We start from the raw sequence: 19,498 nt of genomic DNA, 5'->3' as shown, positions 1-19,498 counted from the left end.
TACCCTGACTCAGGTGACCCCGCAGGCACGGCCCGCGCAAAAGCCCGACCTCCGCGCGCTGTCACGTAGTCTGGCCCGTGCCTTCTACGACGATCCGGTCATGCTGTGGCTGTTTCCCGACGACAAGACCCGGCTCGCGCATCTGGGCCGGCTATTCACGACAATGACCCGACATCACCATCTGCCTCGCGGCGGTGTCGAGGTGGCCTGCGACGGCGCGGACATCGGCGCGGCAGCACTGTGGGACCCACCGAATCAATGGCGAGAATCGCACCGCGGTGAATTGGCGATGGCGCCGACCTTCGTGCGGGTGTTCGGGCGCCGGATGGGGATAGGACGTGCCGTGCAGGAAGTGATGAAGCGCGCGCATCCCGAAGAGCCGCACTGGTATCTGGCCGTCATCGGTAGCGACCCGACAGTGCGCGGCCAGGGGTACGGCCAGGCGCTGATGCGGTCTCGGCTCGAGCGTTGCGATGCCGAATACTGTCCGGCGTACTTGGAGTCGTCCAAGCCCGAAAATGTGCCGTACTACGAACGTTTCGGTTTCACAGTTACCGGCGAGATCCTACTGCCCCACGGCGGTCCGCCGATCTGGCCGATGTGGCGCGAGCCTCGATAACGGCAGCCGCACAACTCAGGGGCTGCTGCGCCAACCGGCGACACCGATGGCGATCATGCGCAACTGCTTGACGGCGATGCGGTGAATCTCGTCCAGCGCCTCGGTGCTTTGGGCGTCCTCGATGGCCTCGGCGGTGACGATCATCGCGTTGACGAAAAGACTTGCCAGCACATTGAGATCCTCTGTGCTCCATTCGTTCAGCCGCGGGAAGCGCGCCAGGTCGGTCGCCAGCTCCGAGGTGATCAGCCGAATCTCGGTGCGAATCGCATAGCGCAGCACGGACACGCCGGTCGAGCGTTCGCGGGCAATAAAGCGCCAGTGCTCACGTTGCTCGGCCACACTGCCGACCAGGATCTCGACGGATGACTCGATAACCCGGCTCGGGTCGAGCTTGCCGGCGCGTGCTCCGCGCAATGTGTCACGCAGGCTGCGAAACGACTCGTCGATCAGGACCAGTCCGAGGGCCTCCATCGACTCGAAGTGACGGTAGAAGGCCGCGGGCACGATCCCGGCCTCGCGGGTCACCTCCCGCAGGCTCAGGTTGCTGAAGCTGCGGTCGTTGAGCAGCTTGAGCGCCGCGGAGATGATGGCGCGCCGCGTGGCCTCTTTGCGCTCCTCGCGGGAACGACTGTCCCGGCCTCTATCACGGGCCTTATCGCTGCCCGACCGTCGGGGATGTGAGCTAGGAGTACGGCTGTTCACTATGTGAACCGTAACACAGAGCTGCCAAAACCCTTGACCACCTGCGCAGAGCAATGCCACGGTGTACACATGTTCACTCAAACTTTCACTCGGACGATCGCGCGGCGAGTCTTGAGTTCTGACCTCGTTGATCTGCTCACCGGCCCGCACGGCGTTGACCGGTACACCGAGCTTGTGACGCCGACATGGACGTCGGGCGAGGCCCGCGCCAAGGTGGTCGACGTGCGGCGGACCACACCGCGCAGCGTCACCCTGACGCTGGTGCCGAACGCCGCGTTCACTGAGCGCAATACCGTCACGGCGGGTCAGTTCGTCAACGTCACCGTCGAGATCGACGGTCGCATGTACTCGCGGTGCTACTCGCCGGCCAACGCGGAAGGCGGCGAGCAGCTCGAGCTGACGATCGGCCACCACGAGGGCGGCCTGGTGTCGAACTACCTGTATGAGCGCGCCCGCCCCGGCATGGTGGTGGGGCTGGACGCTGTCGGCGGCGACTTCGTGTTGCCGGAGCAGCGACCGCGGCGGATCCTGTTCGTCTCCGGCGGCAGCGGCATCACGCCCGTCATGGCGATGCTGCGCACGCTGCTGGCCGAAGGCCACTTGAACAACGTGGGCGCTGAGATTGCGTTCGTGCACTACGCGCGTACCCCCAAGGAGGCCTGCTACCGCGATGAGCTGGCCGCGATGCCCCGGGTCCGGGTGCTGCACGGGTACACCCGATCGGACGCCGGCGACCTGGTGGGGCGCTTCGGAGCAGAGCATCTGGCTGCCGCCATGCCGTCACCCGACGCGGTGTTCGTCTGCGGGCCAACAACTTTGGTCGAGGCGGTGAAAGAGCACTGCCAGAACGTGTACACCGAGAGTTTCGTGCCACCGGTGTTCGACGCGCCAGCGAATCCATCGGGCGGACGAATCACCTTCGCGGACAGCGCCGTTGACGTCGTCGACGACGGGCGCTCGCTGCTGGAGCAGGCCGAATCGGCGGGCCTGACGCCGCAGAACGGCTGCCGGATGGGCATCTGCCACACCTGCACACGGCGCAAGATCTCTGGCGCCGTACGCAACCTGACCACCGGCGCGGTCTCGACCGGACCCGACGAAAACGTGCAGATCTGCGTCAGCGTCCCCGTCGGCAACGTCGATATCGCCCTCTAGTTCTAGGAGAAAAGCCATGTCAAACAAGATCACCCTGACCAAAGACCAAGCCGACGCCTTCGGCCGCGAGCTCGACGCCATCAAGGAACGTGTGATGGCAGACCTCGGCGAAGAGGACGCGGAGTACATCCGCCGCGTCATCAAGACCCAGCGTGCCCTGGAAGTCGGCGGCCGCGTGCTGCTGTTCCTGCCGCCAGCCTGGCTGGTGGGCACCGCGATGCTGGGCATCGCGAAAATCATGGACAACATGGAGATCGGCCACAACATCATGCACGGTCAGTACGACTGGATGCGTGACCCCACCATCTCCGGTCGCGACTTCGAGTGGGACACGGCCTGCCCGGCCGACCAGTGGCGGCACTCGCACAACTACATGCACCACACCCACACCAACATCGTGGGGATGGACCGCGACATCGGCTACGGCATCATCCGGATGAGCGAAGACCAGCCCTGGGAACCCTACTTCCTGGGTAACCCGGTCTACGCGTTCCTGCTGATGGTGCTGTTCCAGTACGGCGTCGCGTTGCACGAACTGGAAACCGAGCGGATCCGCTCCGGCGAGATCAAGCTCCGCGACAAGCGCGAGACGCTGCGGGAGATCTGGAAGAAGACCCGCCGGCAGACGCTCAAGGACTATGTCGCCTTCCCGCTGCTGGCCGGCCCGTTCGCGCCGTTCGTGTTCACCGGCAACCTCACAGCCAACCTGATGCGCAACGTGTGGTCGTACATGATCATCTTCTGCGGCCACTTCCCCGAGGGCACTCAGGAATTCACCGTCGAGGAAACCAAGGACGAGTCCCGCGGCCAGTGGTACTTCCGTCAGGTGCTCGGATCGGCAAACCTCACCGGCGGCAAGGTCTTTCACCTGCTGTCCGGCAACCTGTCGCACCAGATCGAGCACCACCTGTTCCCGGACATGCCGGCCCGGCGGTACGCCGAGATCGCGCCCGAGGTGCAGGAGATCTGCGAACGCTACGGCATCCCCTACAACAAGGGCCCGCTGTTGCAGCAGTTCGGCACCGTCGTCCGCAAGATCGTTCGGCTGACCTTCCCCGATTCCTGGAAATTCCGTTCGCGCGGGAAGACCACGGTCTCCGCTGAAAAGGAGCTCGTGGCCGCATAGCGCGTCATCGAGGCTGCGCTGACGGCGCCGAGACTGCGTCCAGGGTCTGCCCGCTCGACATCGGGCCACCCTGGGCGCAGTCTCGCGTCACACCGGGGGCGAGCTATGGCCGCGATGAGAGCAGAATGGGCGCCGTGGAATGGACCGGCGCACGCTATGCGGACAACCCGACGGTAGAGGGCTCAACGTGGATCGACGCCGATCCCGGGCGGGTCTGGAGCCTGGTCTCCGATATCGAGTTGATGCCGACCCTCAGCACCGAGCTGCAGGCGGTGGAGTGGGCCGACGGCGCCGATAGACCCCGACTCGGCGCTCGTTTCGTCGGCCACAACGAACACCAATCATTCGGACAATGGAGCACTACCTCGCACATCGTCGCCTGCGATAAGCCGCGCGAATTCGCCTGGGCCGTTGGTGATTCCGACAACCCCGCGGCGACCTGGCGCTTCCTGCTGACCCCGCGGGACGGCGGGACGGCGCTGACCTACCGGGCGCAGATGGGACCCGGCCGGTCTGGCTTGTCGTTGGCCATCGATGCGATGCCCGACAAGGAACAGAAGATCGTGTTTGTCCGCATGCGCGAGTTCGAGGCCGCAATCGGCAAGACGCTGGCGGCGATCAAGAGGCTGGCCGAACACGGGGTGCGTTGATGCGCACCGCCACGACGGTCGAACTCTCGGGGTCCGGCCCGGATGTGGTCGAGTTCGTGGTCGAGGCCGAAAAGCTGGGTCTGGACGTCTGCTGGGTCGCCGAGGCGTGGGGTACGGACGCGCCGTCGGCACTGGGGTATATCGCCGCGCGGACGCACCGGATGCTGCTCGGTTCGGGTGTGCTGCAGGTCGGCACCCGTTCGCCGGTGGTCGTCGCACAGACCGCGATTACGCTGTCCAACTTGTCATCCGGCCGTTTCCTGCTCGGCTTGGGGGCTTCCGGCCCGCAGGTGATCGAGGGACTGCACGGGGTGTCCTTCAGCCGGCCGCTGGCTCGGATCCGCGAGACTGTCGACATCGTTCGGCAAGCGTTCACCGGCGGCAAGATCTCCTACTCCGGCGACGAGTTTCAGATCCCGCGGCCGGGCGGTGAGGCGGTGCCCATGCGGTTGTCGACGCGGCCTGAGCATACGATCCCGATCTATCTGGCCGCGCTGTCGCCGGCGATGCTGCGGTTGACCGGACAGGTCGCCGACGGCTGGCTGGGCACCAGCTTCGTTCCGGAAGGCGCCGCGCGCGCTTACTTCGCCCACCTCGACGACGGGCTGGCCGCCGCTGGTCGCAGTCGCGCCGATATCGACATCTGCCAGGGCGCCGAGGTTGCGTTCGCGGTCGACGACGGCGAGCTGGCTGGCATCGTCGCTGGTCGGAAAATGGAGCTCGCGTTCAGCCTGGGCGGGATGGGCTCGTCGACGACCAACTACTACAACCAGGCCTATAGCCGCCAGGGCTGGGCCGGTGTCGCCGCCGAGGTGCGGGAGCGCTGGCAGCGCGGCGACCGCGACGGCGCGGCTGGGCTGGTGACCGACGAGATGGTACTGGCCACGACGCTGATCGGGACCGAGGAGATGGTCCGCACGCGGCTGGCGGTCTGGCGAGACGCCGGTGTGAACACCGTGCGGCTGTATCCCGCGGGCGACACGCTTGACGCCAAGCTGCAGACCCTGGGCCGGGCCATCGAATTGGTCCGCGAGGTTGGTGCGCCGTACTAGCGTCAGGCTGCATGGTCTCCATGCCCGCACTGGACGGCGTCGAACACCGGTTTGTGGATCTGGACGACGGTGTCACGATCCATGCCGCAGACGCCGGGCCGACCGACGGCCCGGCGGTGATGCTGGTGCACGGCTTTCCGGAGAATTGGTGGGAGTGGCACGAACTGATCGGTCCGCTGGCCGCCGACGGATACCGGGTGCTGTGCCCGGATCTGCGCGGCGCGGGCTGGAGCTCGGCGCCGCGTTCGCGATACCTGAAGTCCGATATGGCCGACGATTTGGCGGCCGTACTGGACCGGCTGGGCGTTGCCTCAGCCAAACTCGTCGCACACGACTGGGGCGGACCGGTCGCATTCATCATGATGCTGCGTCATCCCGCGAAGGTGTCCGGATTCTTCGGGGTGAACACGTCGGCGCCGTGGGTCATTCGCGACTTGGGAATGATCCGGCACATGTGGCGCTTCTGGTACCAGATCCCGATGGCGCTACCGGTGATCGGCCCACGGGTGATCGCCGACCCCAAAGGCCGCTACTTGCGAACGCTCGCCGGCGGATTCGGCGTGCCGGAAGCGGACGTCCGCATGTACGTCGAGTGCATGCGCCAGCCCGGTCACGCGGTAGCCGGATCGCGGTGGTACCGCAGTTTTCAGACCACGGAGATGTTGCGCTGGATGCGCGGCGAATTCGACGGCGGCCACGTCGACGTCCCGGTCCGCTGGCTGCATGGCATGGGCGATCCGGTGATCACGCCCAACCTGCTGCGCGGGTACGCCGACCGGATAAGCGATTTCGATGTCGAGCTGGTCGATGACGTCGGCCATTGGATCGTCGAGCAGCGGCCGGAGCTGGTGCTGGACCGGATCCGCGCCTTTCTTCGCCTCGAGACATAAACTGCTGCGGCGTTCTTACCAGTGCTCAGGGCTGGACCAGGATCCGGATCGGGTTGCCGTCCTGACGCTCCAGCTTCTCGATACCCGACTGGACGTCTTCAAGCGGCACGATCTCGCTGATCGACCGCGAAAGATCAAGGCGCCCAAGTGAAACCAGCTTCGCCAGAGTCTCGATGTCGACGTTCTGGTAGCCGAGGTGGCCGAGCACCTGCTTGCGGGTCAAGCCGAACATCGCGGTGGGCCCGACGGTCGGCGACTCGGCGCTCATCCCGACGCCCACCAGCCGGCCACCGGGCGTCAGACAGTCCAGCGCCTGCTCGAACGTCACCTTCAGCCCGACGGCGTCGAAGGCCACATCCAGCAGCCGACCGCCGGTGATCTCGGCGATCTTGTCCCTGAGCCGGTCTTCGCGGGAGCTGAAGGCGTAGTCCGCGCCCAGCTCGACGGCGCGGTCCAGAACTACCGGGTTGATGTCGACGGCGATCACCGGCACCGCGCCGACCAGCCGCGCGAGCTGGACGATGTGAGTGCCCACCCCACCGACGCCCCACACCCCGACCGATTCCCCCACCGCCACCTTCCCGGTCCGGACCACGGCGCCGAACGGCGTCGACACCGCGTCGGCCAGGATCGCGGCCTGCTCCAGCGGCACGTTGTCCGGCACACGGGTCAGGCCCGCCGCTTGCGCCACGGTGTATTCGGCCCACGCGCCGTCGTAGGCGAAGGCCATCAACTGGATCCGCTGGCAATTCACCACGTCACCGCGACGGCAGTTCGGGCAGCGCTGGCATGGTCGGCCGGCGGCGACCACGACCCGGTCGCCTTCCGCCCAGCCGGTGACGTCCGGACCCAGCTTCGCGATGGTGCCCGATGCCTCGTGGCCCTGAGTCACCACCGGTGCCTGGGCCGGGAACGTTCCGTTGATCAGGCTCAGGTCCGAGTGGCAGATCCCGCAGAAGGCAACCTTGACCAGCACCTCGCCCGGTTCCGGCTCCGGGATCGGAACGTCTTCCAGCGCAACCTTTTTAGTGTCGGCGTAGAAGCGCTCTGCGCGCATGGTGGACGCCATGACTACTCGACGCCGATGGTCACCTCTGTCGATTTGACGAACACCGTCGCGGGCCGGCCGACCTCGAGGCCGAGGTCGAGGGCGGCGTCTTTGGTGAGCGAGGACGTGACGACCTGGTCGCCGCCGTCGAGCCGAACCTTGACGATTGCCATCACATTGCCGAGGTCGACCTCGGTGATGGTTCCGGTGAGCTGGTTGCGGGTCGATAGCTTCATCGCAGTCCTCCTGGTCGAGGGTCGGGAATCTGAGCCTAGCCCCGGGGGCCGAGCAGGGCGATAGACGCATCTACCGCCGGTTCCACGATTTCCCGCACCGGCCGTCCGTCTTCGACGGCCAGCGCGACCAGTTCCCGCAGACCGCCAACCAGAATCACCGCCAGCGGAGCCGTCAGCGGTCGCAGGCCGGCGCGCCGCAACCCTGGGCTGCCGCTCAGGTCGATCAGCAGGTTGGTCAGCAGCTCCAAACCCTGACGCTGCACGGGCCGGGCGACGTCACCCAGCGACGGGAGTTCACGGATCCAGCTCAACGTGAGGGCCGGCCGGGACTCGATATGGCCGACGTAGCCCTCCACAGCCTGACGAATCTGTCGGTGCCACTCGGCCTCTGGATCGACGGCCACCCGGATGTCTTCGGCCATGACCGCGATCTCTGCCTCCAGCAGGTGCAGGAAGCATTGCTCTTTGCCGGCGAAGTGGTCGTAGAACGTGCGTTTCGATGTGCGGGCATGGCGGACGATGTCGGCGACGGTGGTGGCGCGGTACCCGCGCTCGCGGATGGAAGCGGCGAGGCCGTCGAGCAGCCGCAGCCGAAATGGGTCAGCAGCAACGAGATCCGCGTCCTCCGCCGCTGGTGCCACTGATGTCATCGATCGCGCCCTTTCGCCCTTGTCAGGCTTGGTACCACAGAGTACCGTACCGGGAAAGGCTCGCGGTACACCGTCGTACCACCCCGATCTAAGGGTCAGATATTGGGAGCATCAGCGTCATGACCGAAGTAGTCACCGCACCATCGGCTTCCCCCGCAGTCAGGCTGCCACCGGCGACCCGGCTGCCCAAGGTCGTCCAGGGCGTCATCTTTGCCATGTCGCGACGCTGGATGTTCCGGCGGCTGACCCGCCGCTACGGCAGCGTCTTCATGCTGAACGTCCCGATTTTCGGTCGCGTCGCGGTGGTTGCCGACCCGCAGTTGGCCAAGCAGGTCTTCACGACCAGCCCAGAGGAACTCGGCAACATCCAGCCCAATCTGAGCCGATTGTTCGGCTCCGGCTCGGTGTTCGCCCTCGACCGTGACGATCACCGCCGGCGGCGCCGGTTGTTGGCTCCGCCGTTCCACGGCAAGAGCATGAAGCACTACGAGAGCATCATCGAGCAGGAAACCCTGCGCGAGTCAGCCAACTGGCCAGAGGGACGGCCCTTCGCGACGCTGCCGTCAACCATGCACATCACCCTCAACGCCATCCTGCGCGCGATCTTCGGGGCCGACGGTGCCGAACTCGACGAACTGCGCCGGATCATCCCGCCGTGGGTCACCCTGGGCTCGCGATTGGCAGCGATGCCGAAACCGGAACGGAACTATGGCCGGTACACCCCGTGGGGGCGGCTGGCCGAGTTTCGGCGGAAATACGACGTCATCATCGACAAGCTGATCGACGCCGAGCGATCGGACCCGAACTTCGCCGACCGGAACGATGTGCTGGCGCTGATGCTGCGCAGCACCTACGACGACGGTTCGGTCATGTCGCGCAAGGACATTGGTGACGAGCTACTCGCCCTGCTGGCAGCCGGGCACGAAACCACGGCGGCCACGCTGGCCTGGGCATTCGAGCGGATAACCCGGCACCCGGACCTGCTGGCGGCGCTCGTCGAGGAGGCCGACAACGACGGCTCGGAGTTGCGGCAGGCCACGATCCTGGAAGTCCAGCGGGCCAGGACCGTCATCGACTTCTCCGGTCGCCATGTCTATCCAGAGGTTTACCAACTCGGCGAATGGGTTCTGCCACGCGGGGATTCGATCCTCATCAGCATTTCGCAGATCCACGACAACCCCGACGTCTTCCCCGACCCGGAGCGGTTCGACCCACAGCGTTACATCGACAGCAAGCCGCCCACGTTCGCGTGGCTCCCGTTCGGCGGTGGCACCCGTCGTTGCGTGGGAGCCGCCTTCGCCAACATGGAGATGGATGTGGTGCTTCGAACTGTGTTGCGGCACTTCACCCTTGAGACCACCAGCGATCCCGCAGAACCGTGGCACTGCCGGGGGGTCGCCTACACCCCGAAGTACGGCGGACGAGTCGTCGTACACCGGCGCTGAGCCGCGCCGGAAAGGGCTTTCAGCGGTTGGCGTCGGCCCGTCGCGGCAGTTTCCAGCCGGGGCGCACGTAGTGGCAGGTGTACCCGTGGGGATAGCGCTGCAGGTAGTCCTGATGCTCGGGCTCGGCTTCCCAGAAATCCCCGGCGGGGCTGACTTCGGTCACCACTTTGCCGGGCCAGAGGCCGGATGCCTCGACATCGGCGATGGTGTCCAGCGCGACGCGCTTCTGCTCGTCGTCGACGTAGAAGATCGCCGACCGGTAGCTGGTTCCGCGGTCGTTGCCCTGCCGGTCCTTCGTCGTCGGATCGTGGATCTGGAAGAAGAACTCCAACAGCGTGCGGTAGTCGGTGGCCGACGGGTCGAAGACGATCTCGACCGCCTCGGCATGCGTGCCGTGATTGCGGTAGGTCGCGTTGGGAACGTCGCCGCCGCTGTAGCCGACGCGGGTGGAGACCACCCCGGGCTGCTTGCGGATCAGGTCCTGCATTCCCCAGAAGCAGCCGCCGGCAAGGATGGCTCTTTGCGTGCTTGTCATTTCTCGTCCTCCTAGCCGGGCCGGGATCCGCTAACGACCCAGGCTACACTCCGGCCGTGAGGTGTAACGGCTCGTGAGCAGCCCAGAGTTCTCCCGCAGCGAATTGGCCGCAGCCTTCGAGAAGTTCGAGAAGACGGTTGCCCGGGCCGCCGAAACCCGGGACTGGGACGCCTGGGTCGAGCACTACACGCCCGACGTCGAATACATCGAACACGCCGCGGGCACGATGCGCGGCCGCGAGCAGGTTCGCGACTGGATCCGGCGGACGATGACGACCTACCCGGGTAGCCACATGGTCGCGTTCCCGGCGTTGTGGTCGGTCATCGACGAGCCGACCGGGCGCATCATCATGGAGCTGGACAACCCGATGCGCGACCCCGGCGACGGCAGCGTAATCAGCGCGACGAACATCTCGATCGTCACCTATGCCGGCGACGGCCTGTGGCGCCGTCAGGAGGACATCTACAACCCGCTGCGCTTCTTGAAGGCGGGGCTGAAGTGGTGTCTCAAGGCGCAGGAACTGGGCAAGCTCGACGACGACGCAGCCCAGTGGCTGCGGGATCACGGCGGCGGCACCAAGTGAGCGCAAAACCCAAGCTGGTGATCGGCGCCAACGGCTTTCTGGGCTCACATGTGACCCGCCTGCTGGTCGAGGACGGCGCACAGGTCCGGGTGATGGTTCGGCCCACCGCGAACACCCGCAGCATCGACGACTTGGAGGTCGCCCGGTTTCACGGCGACGTCTTCGACACCGCCACCGTGCGCGAGGCGATGGACGGCTGCGACGACGTGTACTACTGCGTCGTTGACACTCGCGCGTGGCTGCGCGACCCAACGCCACTGTTCCGCACCAACGTCGAGGGGCTGCGCAACGTTCTGGACGTCGCGAAGGAAGCCAACCTGCACAGGTTCGTCCTCACCAGCAGCTACGTGACAGTGGACCGGCGGCACGGGCACGTGGCGACCGAATCCGACCGGATCAGTCCGGATCGGCGGGTCACCGCCTACGTCCAATCCCGGGTGCAGGCAGAGGATTTGGCGATGCAGTATGTCGCCGAGCATGGCCTGCCCGCCGTCGCGATGTGCGTTTCGACGACGTACGGCGGCGGCGACTGGGGCCGCACCCCGCACGGCGCCTTCATCGCCGGGGCGGTGTTCGGCAAGCTGCCGTTCCAGATGAACGGCATCCAGCTGGAGGCGGTGGGCGTCGACGACGCGGCCAGGGCGCTGATCCTGGCCGCCGAACGCGGGCGCGACGGCGAGCGCTACCTCATCTCGGAACGAATGATCGCGTTGAGGGAGGTCGTCCGGATCGCGGCGGACGAGGCGGGTGTGCCGTCGCCGCGACGGTCGATTTCGGTCCCGGTGCTCTATGCCCTGGGTGCGCTGGGCAGCCTGAGGACGCGGCTTACCGGCAAGGACGCCGAGCTGAGCCTCGATTCGGTGCGGATGATGCGCGCCGAAGCCGACGTCGACCACGGCAAGGCGGTCCGCGAATTGGGCTGGCAGCCGCGCCCGGTAGAGGAATCGATACGTGAGGCGGCGCGATTCTGGGCGGCGATGCGCAAGCCGGAAGCGGCACGCGATCTTTTCAAGCCCAGTTGATCTTGAATAGGCTCGCGTCAATGGAACGCGTTCGTGTCGACCTCGATGGCCCACCGCAGACGATGCTCGCGACGCTTTACGCTAAAGCCCTCGACGCCGACTTCGCAAACCCGGTGCTGGGGGACCGGTACGCCAAGGAGGCCGTCGAACGCATCGACTACGACTGGAAGAACACCACGATCACCGCGCGCAACTCCGCGTCGGTGACGACGCGGACCGCGCATTTGGATATTTGGGCCCGGCAGTTTCTCGCGGCGCACACCAAAGCCGTAGTCCTGCACGTGGGTTGCGGGTTGGACGGCCGGTATTTCCGGCTGCAGCCGGGCCCGGAAGTGGACTGGTATGACATCGACTACCCGGAGGTCGCCGAACTGCGCTCAAAGCTCTATCCCGTCCGGGACCACTACCGCGTCGTCGCTGCCTCGGTAACCGACCCGGCCTGGCTGGCAGAAATCCCCGATGACCGGCCCACGCTGATGATCGGTGAGGGGCTGACCATGTACTTGAGCGAGCAGGACGGCGTCGGGTTACTGCGACGTGTGGTCGACCGCTTTCCGTCTGGCGAGTTGCAGTTCGATGCTTTCAACCGGCTGGGCGTCAAGTCGCAATGGATGAACAGAGTCGTGCGCCGATCCGGATCGACGTTGCGCTGGAGCATCGAGGGGCCCGGCGACATTCTTCAAGCGGTGCCCGGTACCCGGCTGCTGGCCTGGATGCGCTGGTTCGAATCCGACACTTTCGCGCGGCTGCCGCGCGCCTACCAGCTACTGGGCCGGGTCATGTCCGTCGTCCCGGCCGTGGCGAACATGTCCCAATATCACCGCTACGCGTTCTGACGGGAATGTCGACGGCCGGGCCACGTTGAACCGAAGACAGACCCAAGCCAGACCCAAGCCAGAGAGGTGAATCATGAGCCATCCAGAAATCAAAGAACCCAGCGCCGGTCATCCGATCACCATCGAGCCGACCAAGGGCCGGGTTCAGGTGCGCGTCAACGGCGAGCTGGTCGCCGACACCACCGCCGCGCTGCAACTGCAGGAGGCCACTTTGCCTGCCGTGCAATACATTCCGTTTGCCGACGTCGTCCAAGACCGGCTTACCCGCACCGACACCAGCAGCTACTGCCCCTTCAAAGGTGACGCCAGCTACTACAGCGTGACGACGTCGGGCGGCGACACCGTCGACGACGTGATCTGGACCTACGAACAGCCCTATCCGGCGGTGGCCGCGATTGCCGGGCACGTCGCCTTCTACCCCAACAAAGCCGAAATCAGCGTCGTCGCGGGCTAAGCCAATTCGGGAAACACTTTGACGAGCGATCGGGGATCGGTGTATTCGCGCATCGATACGATCAGCCCGTCGCGAGTCTCGAAGACGAAAACGAACGGGCTCTCGTAGTAAATGCCGTCGGTGCTGGTTCCTTCGCCCTGCCCCTCGACGACCACCGTCTCGCCCTCGTTGATGCAGCGCACAAGCTCGATTTTGACTTCGAGGGTCTGCTTTTGTTTCTCGATCCCGCGCCGCAAAGTCTCTTTGTCATAGCCGGTCCGGGTGACGATGCTCCAGTAAGTGAACTCGTCGCTGAGCAGCGCGAAGCCCTCGTCGAGGTCGCCGCCCTCGCATAGGCTCTGCAGGAACATCCAGGCCAGTTCGGCTTGCGGGTCATCGAACGGCGTCGTCACACCCGCAATATTGTCTTGGCGGACTGTTGCTGGTCAAACGAATGGAGCAAACGGTGGCGAGCGCGCGGACCGTCACGTTCCCCGGAGCGGCCAGCTTCGGGCATACGCTGGCGCCTCTTCGCCGGGGTCCTCGGGATCCGTGCTTTCAGCTGCCGGGGGACGGCACGATCTGGCGGACCAGCTTGCTGCCCAGCGGGCCCGTCTCAGCGCGGATCAGCCGCGCGGCCGCCAACGCCGCCCGCTGCGAGGCGTGGGGCGGCGGAGCCGAGGAATTCGTCGAGATCCTGCCCGCGCTGCTGGGTGCCGAGGATGATGTGTCGGATTTCGTACCGCGGGATCCGACGGTCGCTGCCGCCCATCGGCGAGTTCCGCACTTCCGGCTCGGCCGGACCGGCGGGGTACTGGAAGCCCTTATTCCGGCGGTCATCGAGCAACGGGTGCCGGGCGCAGACGCGTTCCGGTCGTGGCGGGTGCTGGTGACCAAATTCGGCACACCGGCCCCGGGGCCGGCCCCGGCTGGGATGCGGGTGCCGCCGTCGGCCGACGGGTGGCGACACATTCCGTCCTGGGAGTTCCACCGCGCCAATGTCGATCCGCGGCGCTCGCAGACGGTGGTGAGTTGCGCGCGACGGGCAACGGCGCTGGAGCGGCTGGTAGCGCAGCCGGCGGAGCAGGCACGCGAGGCGTTGCAGTCACTGCCCGGCGTCGGGGTGTGGACCGCGGCCGAGACCGCGCAACGCGCATTCGGCGACGCCGACGCCGTGTCGGTGGGCGACTACCACATTCCGAAGATGGTCGGCTGGACGCTGATCGGCCGCCCGGTTGACGACGACACCATGCTCGAGTTGCTGGAGCCGATGCGACCGCACCGCCACCGGGTGGTGCGGCTGCTCGAAGTCAGTGGCCTGGCCTACGAGCCGCGGCGCGGCCCCCGGCTACCGGTTCAGCAAATCCACTCGCTGTAGTAGAGGAGCCAACGTGGGCGTGCAGTTCTACGACAGCGCGGACGACTTTCGTCGCGTCGCTGTCGACATCTACCGCCGCGACCCGATTGAGGCGACCGTCGAACTGACGGTTCTGCGCGACATCTCAACCGACGGCAACGAGCCGCCGCTGCTGCTGACCGTCAGCGACGACAGCGGACGGCTCGTCGGCGCGGCGCTGCGAACACCACCATTTCCTTTGGCGTGTAACGGATTACGCGATGCACCTCTCGACGAGGTGGTTGACGCGCTGGTCAGTGAGGTCGGCCATCTCAATGGAGTGCGTGGGCGCAGCGACATCGCGAGCCGATTCGCCGCGGCATGGTCGGACGCCACGGGAGCTCATGGCACCGTCACTATGCGCGAGCGGCTCTACCGTCTTGATGCCCTGCGTCCGCCGGTTGGAGTGAGCGGGGAACCGCGACCGGCCCAGGATGCCGACATTGGGCTTGTCGCCAAGTGGATCAGTGACTTTCGCCGCGAAGCCTTCGGCGTCTCACCTGACCTGGCGACCGTGGCGGAGTCGGTGGTCGCCGCCCAGGCGCTGGGCGACGTTTACCTCCTTTGGATCGTGAACGACGAGCCCGTCAGCTTGGCTGGAGCGCGGGCGCCGGTGGCCGGAGTGTGCCGAGTCGGGCCGGTCTACACACCACCCGCTCGTCGAGGTCACGGATACGGCTCAGCGGTAACTGCGGCCGTCGCAACGTGGTGTCACCGCAACGGTGGCAGCGACGTCGTGCTGTTCACCGACCTCGCAAACGAGGTGTCAAACGCTATCTACCAGCGCATCGGATTCCGGCCAGTCAGCGACTCGGCACGTATCGACTTCGCCATGCCGGCGGGCTAGCGGCACCGCAGGTCACGCGTCGTTGTTTCCGTCGATGGCCATCGGGTAACCCTCCGAAGAAGTGACCGCAGGCGGAACTCAGGAAGACTCAGGAGATTTGATGGCGCAGTTCACGATTCCGGGATTGACCGACAAGCAGGGAGCGCAGCTCGCCGAACTGCTGCAAAGGCAGCTGAGCACCTACAACGACCTTCATCTCACGCTAAAGCATATTCACTGGAATGTGGTGGGGCCGAACTTCATCGGCGTGCACGAGATGATCGACCCGCAAGTTGACGCGGTGCGCGCATATGCCGACGAGGTTGCCGAGCGGATAGCCGCTCTTGGCGCGTCACCGCAGGGCACGCCGGGCGCGATCATCAAGGACCGTGCCTGGGACGACTATTCGGTCGGCCGTGACACCGTGGAGGCGCATCTGGCTGCGCTAGACCTGGTCTACACCGGCGTCATCGAAGACATCCGCAAAGCCATCGATGAGACCGAAGAGATCGATCCGGTCACGCAGGACATCCTGATCGACCACGCCGGGCACCTGGAGCAGTTCCAATGGTTCGTTCGGGCGCATCTGGAGAGCGCCGGTGGGAAGCTGGCCCATGAGGGCAAGACCACCGAAAAGAGTGCCGCTAAGACCGCCAAAACCGCGCGCCGCAGGTCCTAGTTTCCGGCTTCGGAAGATTGCCGCCAGGCGCGTTTAGCAAAGGCGCGTAATCCTTTCAGGAAGTTAGGCTGCCAAAACGACGCGGACGCCAATTTTCTCGTATGTGTCTTTGGCTCGAGCATCGCGTGTGGCGAGTTCCGCCCGGTGCTCGGCGGCGGCCAGCGCCACCAGCGCGTCATAGACAGCGCCCCCAGCAATCTCGTAATCAGCGAGCACGCGTGGGAGATGCTCAGCGGTGCGGGGACTTAACAACAAAGGTGTCGCAAAGCGTTCGGCGAGTAGCCGCGCGGCATCCATCGGCGCTAGGCGTAAGTCTTGCGGTAGACGGGTCAGCACTGAGTAGGTCTCGGCCACGGCGTGGCCGCACAGCGCTACCTCTCGATGTGCCCACCAGCGAACAACGGCTCCATGCGCAGTATGGGTTCGTACCAGCAACGGAATCGCTACGCTGGTGTCCAATGCCAGCGTCGAATTCACCTTCGACCGGTATCGATAAGGCCGAACACGATCTCATCGTCGATCGTGGCCTCACCGGTGGCCACCAGCACCCCGTCCTCCTCTTCAAGACGCGCCGTCCGTCCACTGGGGATTAGGTGAAGGCCAGCGCCGTAGCGAGATATTTCCACGGTGGATCCCGATCGCAATCCCATGGCCTCCCGCAGCGGCTTCGGTACGACGATGCGGCCAGCGGCATCTACAACAGCTTTCATGGGAATACGATACCATCGCGCTCCCACTCCGGTCTGCGCGTTTGGTGACCCTGCCCTGACTCGGCGTCCGCGCGTCTCCGCCAGCCAAGAGGGAATAATCGGACTGCGGTCCGGTTATATCGGTAACTCTAGAAAGGGAGATCGATATGCCTGCAATTACCGCAGACACCCTCACATTGCCCAAGGTGGGCGCGGCCGGCCCCACCGACACCGAGCGCCCCGTCCGATCCGTCACTACCGGCCCGCGCGGCTACGAAGGTGAGGGCTTCCCGGTCGTCCGTACCTTCGCCGGCGTCAGCACCGCTGCGCTGGACCCGTTTGTGCACATGGACCAGATGGGTGAGGTGGAGTACGAGCCAGGAGAGCCCCGCGGCACGGATTGGCATCCGCATCGGGGCTTCGAGACGGTCACCTACATGATCGACGGGAAGTTCGCGCATCAGGATTCGCACGGCGGCGGCGGCTTGATCACCGACGGCGCGACGCAGTGGATGACGGCCGGTTCGGGCATTCTGCACATCGAGACTCCACCCGCCGAATTGGTGGAAAGCGGTGGTGTGTTCCACGGTGTCCAGCTCTGGGTGAATCTGCCGAGGAAAGACAAGTTCGCGACACCCCGGTATCAGGCGATCGAGGGCAATGAAGTCAAACTGCTCTCCTCCGACGACGGTGGAGCGCTGGTTCGCGTCATCGCCGGTGAGATCGACGGCCACCGCGGCCCGGGAATCACCCACACGCCGATCACGGTGGCGCACGCGACGATCGAAAACGGGGCGCGACTCAACATTCCCTGGCAGCGCGACTTCAACGCGCTGGTCTACGTGTTGTCCGGCCGCGGACAGGTCGGTCCGGTCGGATACCCGATTCAGCAGGGTCAGTTGGCTGTTCTCGGCCCTGGCGACCGGATTACCGTGGCTGCCGCGCCGGCCCAGGACTCGTATCGCACGACGGCACTTGATGTGCTGATCCTCGGCGGGCTGCCGATTCGGGAGTCGGTATTTCACTATGGGCCTTTCGTGATGAATTCCCGGGCCGAAGTGATCGATGCACTTGAGGACTACCAAGCCGGCAAGTTCGGTCAGGTCCCACCGAATGCACTTATGCCGCACCGGAACGGTGGCACAATTCGGTAATGCCGCCTACGGCCAGTCGTCGGCCGGGTCGTCCGCCCGCCGCGAAGGCGGACGAGACGCGGAAGCGCATTGTGACCGCGGCTCGTCAGGTGTTCAGCGACCACGGCTACGACGGCGCGACTTTCCAGGCCATCGCCGTGCGTGCCGATCTGACCCGACCGGCGATCAACCACTACTTCTCCAGCAAGCGGGTGCTGTACGGGGAGGTGGTGGACCAAACCAACGCACTCGTCGTCACAGCCGGAATCGACCGGGCCCGCAACGAGAGCACCGCAATGGGACGGCTCTCGGCGTTCATCGCCGCGGCCAACCAGGCCGAAAACGAAAACCCTTGCACGGCGGCCTTTTTAGTTACCGCGGTAATGGAATCGCAACGGCATCCGGAATTGATCCCTCCAGAAAACGACCCGGCGCGACTCAGCCGGGAATTTCTGACGTGGACCATCCACGACGCGGTCGAGCGCGGCGAAGTTGCCGCCGATACGGACGTTTCGGTATTAACCGAGACATTGCTCGCGGTGTTGTGCGGCGTGGGATTCTATGCCGGTTATCTCCGCAGCTACCAAGAGATGGAGACCGTCACCGCGTTGTTGCAGCAGCTGCTGGCCGGCCAGCTCTGGCGTCGCGCAACCTGAACGGGGTCCGGCTTGGTGTTACGCAAAGCACATAGCTTGCCTAACTTATTCGGGTACGATGGTCGCGACATGACTGATCTCGGCGGCGCCTGTCCGCGCTGAGGGGCGCGGATGCGCGGTGGGAATCGGCCGACTGAACAGATCACTACAGACCTGGAGCACGCGATGAGTTCACTGCGCACCCACGACGACACCTGGGACATCAAGAGCAGCGTCGGTACCACCGCGGTGATGGTGGCCGCCGCCCGGGCCGTCGAAACCGAGCAGCAGGACCCGCTGATCCGCGACCCATACGCCAAGCTGCTGGTCACCAGCGCCGGTGCGGGCGTGTTGTGGGAGGCCATGCTCGACCCTGATATCGCGGCCAAGGTGGAAGCCCTCGACACCGAATCCGCGGCCCATCTCCAGCACATGCGCAGCTACCAGGCGGTGCGGACAAACTTCTTCGACACCTACTTCAACGATGCTGTTGCCGCCGGGATCCGGCAGGTGGTGATCCTGGCGTCGGGACTGGATTCGCGCGCCTACCGCCTGGACTGGCCGGCCGGCACCACCGTGTATGAGATCGACCAGCCCCAGGTGCTGGACTACAAATCCACGACGTTGGCGGAAAACGGCGTGACGCCCTCATCCGATCGCCGAGCGGTCGCCATCGATCTGCGCCAGGACTGGCCCGCCGCGCTGCGGGCCGCGGGATTCGACCCGTCGGCGCCAACCGCGTGGCTGGCCGAGGGCCTGTTGATGTACCTGCCGGCTGAGGCGCAGGACAAGTTGTTCACCCAGATCCGCGAGCTGAGCCCGGCGGGAAGCCGGGTCGCGGCCGAAACCGCGCCCGCGCACGCCGACGAGCGGCGGCAGCAGATGCGCGAGCGGTTCAAGAAGGTGGCCGCCGAGATCGGCCTGGAGGAGACCATCGACGTCGGCGAGTTGATGTACCGCGACGAGCACCGCGCGGACGTCGCGGACTGGCTCAACACCCACGGCTGGCGCGCCCACGCGCAGCCCGCGGTGGACGAGATGCGCCGGGTGGGCCGGTGGATCGAGAATGTCCCGCTGGCCGACGACAAGAACGCATTCTCCGACTTTGTAGTCGGGGAGCGGTTGTAGTGGCACGCACCGCGGACGACTCCTGGGACA

25 protein-coding genes are annotated in these 19,498 nt (G+C 65.6%); 17 read left to right on the top strand and 8 right to left on the bottom strand.

The features are described 5' to 3' along the window. Positions 1–13: 13 nt before the first annotated feature. A complete protein-coding gene (locus AC5Y21_RS07590; protein WP_499910880.1) occupies positions 14–619 on the top strand; it encodes a GNAT family N-acetyltransferase in 606 nt (201 codons plus the stop codon). A gap of 15 nt (positions 620–634) precedes the next feature. Here AC5Y21_RS07590 and AC5Y21_RS07585 read toward each other — a convergent pair whose 3' ends face one another. Then, positions 635–1,321 carry a TetR family transcriptional regulator gene (locus AC5Y21_RS07585; RefSeq protein ID WP_499910878.1) on the bottom strand — a complete coding sequence of 229 codons (687 nt, stop codon included), beginning with the start codon at positions 1,319–1,321 and terminating at the stop codon, positions 635–637. Positions 1,322–1,390: 69 nt separating this feature from the next. On the opposite strand from AC5Y21_RS07585, the gene AC5Y21_RS07580 reads away from it, so the two are divergent. From AC5Y21_RS07580 to AC5Y21_RS07560, 5 genes are all read left to right on the top strand, one after another. After that, complete coding sequence (locus AC5Y21_RS07580; RefSeq protein WP_499910876.1) at positions 1,391–2,476, top strand: ferredoxin reductase; 1,086 nt, start codon at positions 1,391–1,393, stop codon at positions 2,474–2,476. Positions 2,477–2,492: 16 nt separating this feature from the next. Continuing rightward, positions 2,493–3,602, top strand: coding sequence for a fatty acid desaturase family protein (locus AC5Y21_RS07575; protein WP_499910874.1), 1,110 nt, complete (start codon positions 2,493–2,495; stop codon positions 3,600–3,602). Between the two features lie 125 nt (positions 3,603–3,727). Continuing rightward, on the top strand, positions 3,728–4,252 hold the full coding sequence (locus AC5Y21_RS07570; protein WP_499910872.1) for an SRPBCC family protein: 525 nt from the start codon (positions 3,728–3,730) through the stop codon (positions 4,250–4,252). Next, entirely contained in the window at positions 4,252–5,304 is a 1,053-nt protein-coding gene (locus AC5Y21_RS07565; RefSeq protein WP_499910870.1) for an LLM class flavin-dependent oxidoreductase, read from the top strand. The genes AC5Y21_RS07570 and AC5Y21_RS07565 overlap by 1 nt, the downstream gene beginning before the upstream one ends. Before the next feature lie 11 nt (positions 5,305–5,315). Beyond that, positions 5,316–6,194 carry an alpha/beta fold hydrolase gene (locus AC5Y21_RS07560; protein ID WP_499910869.1) on the top strand — a complete coding sequence of 293 codons (879 nt, stop codon included), beginning with the start codon at positions 5,316–5,318 and terminating at the stop codon, positions 6,192–6,194. 25 nt (positions 6,195–6,219) lie between these two features. Here AC5Y21_RS07560 and AC5Y21_RS07555 read toward each other — a convergent pair whose 3' ends face one another. From AC5Y21_RS07555 to AC5Y21_RS07545, 3 genes are read right to left on the bottom strand one after another with little or no spacing between them, the layout of a single operon-like run. After that, positions 6,220–7,263 (bottom strand): zinc-binding dehydrogenase, encoded by a 1,044-nt coding sequence (locus tag AC5Y21_RS07555; RefSeq protein WP_499910867.1) that lies wholly within the window; start codon positions 7,261–7,263, stop codon positions 6,220–6,222. A gap of 2 nt (positions 7,264–7,265) precedes the next feature. Further along, on the bottom strand, positions 7,266–7,478 hold the full coding sequence (locus AC5Y21_RS07550; RefSeq protein WP_499910866.1) for a TOBE domain-containing protein: 213 nt from the start codon (positions 7,476–7,478) through the stop codon (positions 7,266–7,268). Positions 7,479–7,513: 35 nt separating this feature from the next. Next, a complete protein-coding gene (locus tag AC5Y21_RS07545) occupies positions 7,514–8,128 on the bottom strand; it encodes a TetR/AcrR family transcriptional regulator (RefSeq protein ID WP_499910865.1) in 615 nt (204 codons plus the stop codon). A 119-nt stretch (positions 8,129–8,247) separates the two neighbouring features. On the opposite strand from AC5Y21_RS07545, the gene AC5Y21_RS07540 reads away from it, so the two are divergent. Continuing rightward, entirely contained in the window at positions 8,248–9,573 is a 1,326-nt protein-coding gene (locus AC5Y21_RS07540) for a cytochrome P450 (RefSeq protein ID WP_499910863.1), read from the top strand. A 19-nt stretch (positions 9,574–9,592) separates the two neighbouring features. Here AC5Y21_RS07540 and msrA read toward each other — a convergent pair whose 3' ends face one another. Beyond that, positions 9,593–10,108: a peptide-methionine (S)-S-oxide reductase MsrA gene (msrA, locus tag AC5Y21_RS07535; RefSeq protein ID WP_499910861.1), complete on the bottom strand. Its 516-nt coding sequence runs from the start codon at positions 10,106–10,108 to the stop codon at positions 9,593–9,595. A 73-nt stretch (positions 10,109–10,181) separates the two neighbouring features. On the opposite strand from msrA, the gene AC5Y21_RS07530 reads away from it, so the two are divergent. The 4 genes from AC5Y21_RS07530 (at position 10,182) to AC5Y21_RS07515 (ending at position 13,003) form a co-directional block, all read left to right on the top strand. Then, positions 10,182–10,691: a nuclear transport factor 2 family protein gene (locus AC5Y21_RS07530; RefSeq protein WP_499910860.1), complete on the top strand. Its 510-nt coding sequence runs from the start codon at positions 10,182–10,184 to the stop codon at positions 10,689–10,691. Next, complete coding sequence (locus AC5Y21_RS07525) at positions 10,688–11,713, top strand: NAD-dependent epimerase/dehydratase family protein (protein WP_499910858.1); 1,026 nt, start codon at positions 10,688–10,690, stop codon at positions 11,711–11,713. The genes AC5Y21_RS07530 and AC5Y21_RS07525 overlap by 4 nt, the downstream gene beginning before the upstream one ends. A 20-nt stretch (positions 11,714–11,733) precedes the next feature. Next, positions 11,734–12,549, top strand: a complete 816-nt coding sequence (locus AC5Y21_RS07520) for a class I SAM-dependent methyltransferase (protein ID WP_499910857.1) — start codon at positions 11,734–11,736, stop codon at positions 12,547–12,549. Between the two features lie 73 nt (positions 12,550–12,622). Beyond that, positions 12,623–13,003: a DUF427 domain-containing protein gene (locus tag AC5Y21_RS07515; RefSeq protein WP_499910856.1), complete on the top strand. Its 381-nt coding sequence runs from the start codon at positions 12,623–12,625 to the stop codon at positions 13,001–13,003. On the opposite strand, the gene AC5Y21_RS07510 is transcribed toward AC5Y21_RS07515, so the two are convergent. Then, positions 13,000–13,353 (bottom strand): nuclear transport factor 2 family protein, encoded by a 354-nt coding sequence (locus AC5Y21_RS07510; protein ID WP_499910969.1) that lies wholly within the window; start codon positions 13,351–13,353, stop codon positions 13,000–13,002. The two genes, AC5Y21_RS07515 and AC5Y21_RS07510, sit on opposite strands and share 4 nt — an antisense overlap. Positions 13,354–13,448: 95 nt before the next feature. Between AC5Y21_RS07510 and AC5Y21_RS07505 the strand changes: the two genes are divergently transcribed. The 3 genes from AC5Y21_RS07505 (at position 13,449) to AC5Y21_RS07495 (ending at position 15,883) form a co-directional block, all read left to right on the top strand. Then, positions 13,449–14,360, top strand: a complete 912-nt coding sequence (locus tag AC5Y21_RS07505) for a DNA-3-methyladenine glycosylase family protein (protein ID WP_499910854.1) — start codon at positions 13,449–13,451, stop codon at positions 14,358–14,360. 13 nt (positions 14,361–14,373) lie between these two features. After that, complete coding sequence (locus tag AC5Y21_RS07500) at positions 14,374–15,225, top strand: GNAT family N-acetyltransferase (protein WP_499910852.1); 852 nt, start codon at positions 14,374–14,376, stop codon at positions 15,223–15,225. A 100-nt stretch (positions 15,226–15,325) separates the two neighbouring features. Next, entirely contained in the window at positions 15,326–15,883 is a 558-nt protein-coding gene (locus AC5Y21_RS07495) for a Dps family protein (RefSeq protein WP_499910850.1), read from the top strand. A 63-nt stretch (positions 15,884–15,946) separates the two neighbouring features. Here AC5Y21_RS07495 and AC5Y21_RS07490 read toward each other — a convergent pair whose 3' ends face one another. Continuing rightward, complete coding sequence (locus AC5Y21_RS07490; protein WP_499910848.1) at positions 15,947–16,360, bottom strand: type II toxin-antitoxin system VapC family toxin; 414 nt, start codon at positions 16,358–16,360, stop codon at positions 15,947–15,949. Then, positions 16,357–16,593, bottom strand: coding sequence for an AbrB/MazE/SpoVT family DNA-binding domain-containing protein (locus AC5Y21_RS07485; protein ID WP_499910846.1), 237 nt, complete (start codon positions 16,591–16,593; stop codon positions 16,357–16,359). Before AC5Y21_RS07485 ends, AC5Y21_RS07490 begins: the two co-directional genes overlap by 4 nt. 146 nt (positions 16,594–16,739) lie before the next feature. On the opposite strand from AC5Y21_RS07485, the gene AC5Y21_RS07480 reads away from it, so the two are divergent. The 3 genes from AC5Y21_RS07480 to AC5Y21_RS07470 all read left to right on the top strand — a co-directional run bounded on the left by AC5Y21_RS07480 (position 16,740) and on the right by AC5Y21_RS07470 (position 19,468). Next, positions 16,740–17,726 (top strand): pirin family protein, encoded by a 987-nt coding sequence (locus AC5Y21_RS07480; protein WP_499910844.1) that lies wholly within the window; start codon positions 16,740–16,742, stop codon positions 17,724–17,726. Further along, positions 17,726–18,361, top strand: a complete 636-nt coding sequence (locus AC5Y21_RS07475) for a TetR/AcrR family transcriptional regulator (RefSeq protein ID WP_499910842.1) — start codon at positions 17,726–17,728, stop codon at positions 18,359–18,361. Before AC5Y21_RS07480 ends, AC5Y21_RS07475 begins: the two co-directional genes overlap by 1 nt. Positions 18,362–18,535: 174 nt before the next feature. Further along, on the top strand, positions 18,536–19,468 hold the full coding sequence (locus tag AC5Y21_RS07470) for a class I SAM-dependent methyltransferase (RefSeq protein ID WP_499910967.1): 933 nt from the start codon (positions 18,536–18,538) through the stop codon (positions 19,466–19,468). Positions 19,469–19,498: the final 30 nt, after the last annotated feature.

Source organism: Mycobacterium sp. NGS41, from assembly GCF_059812725.1.
This window is presented reverse-complemented; position numbering and strand designations above follow the sequence as displayed.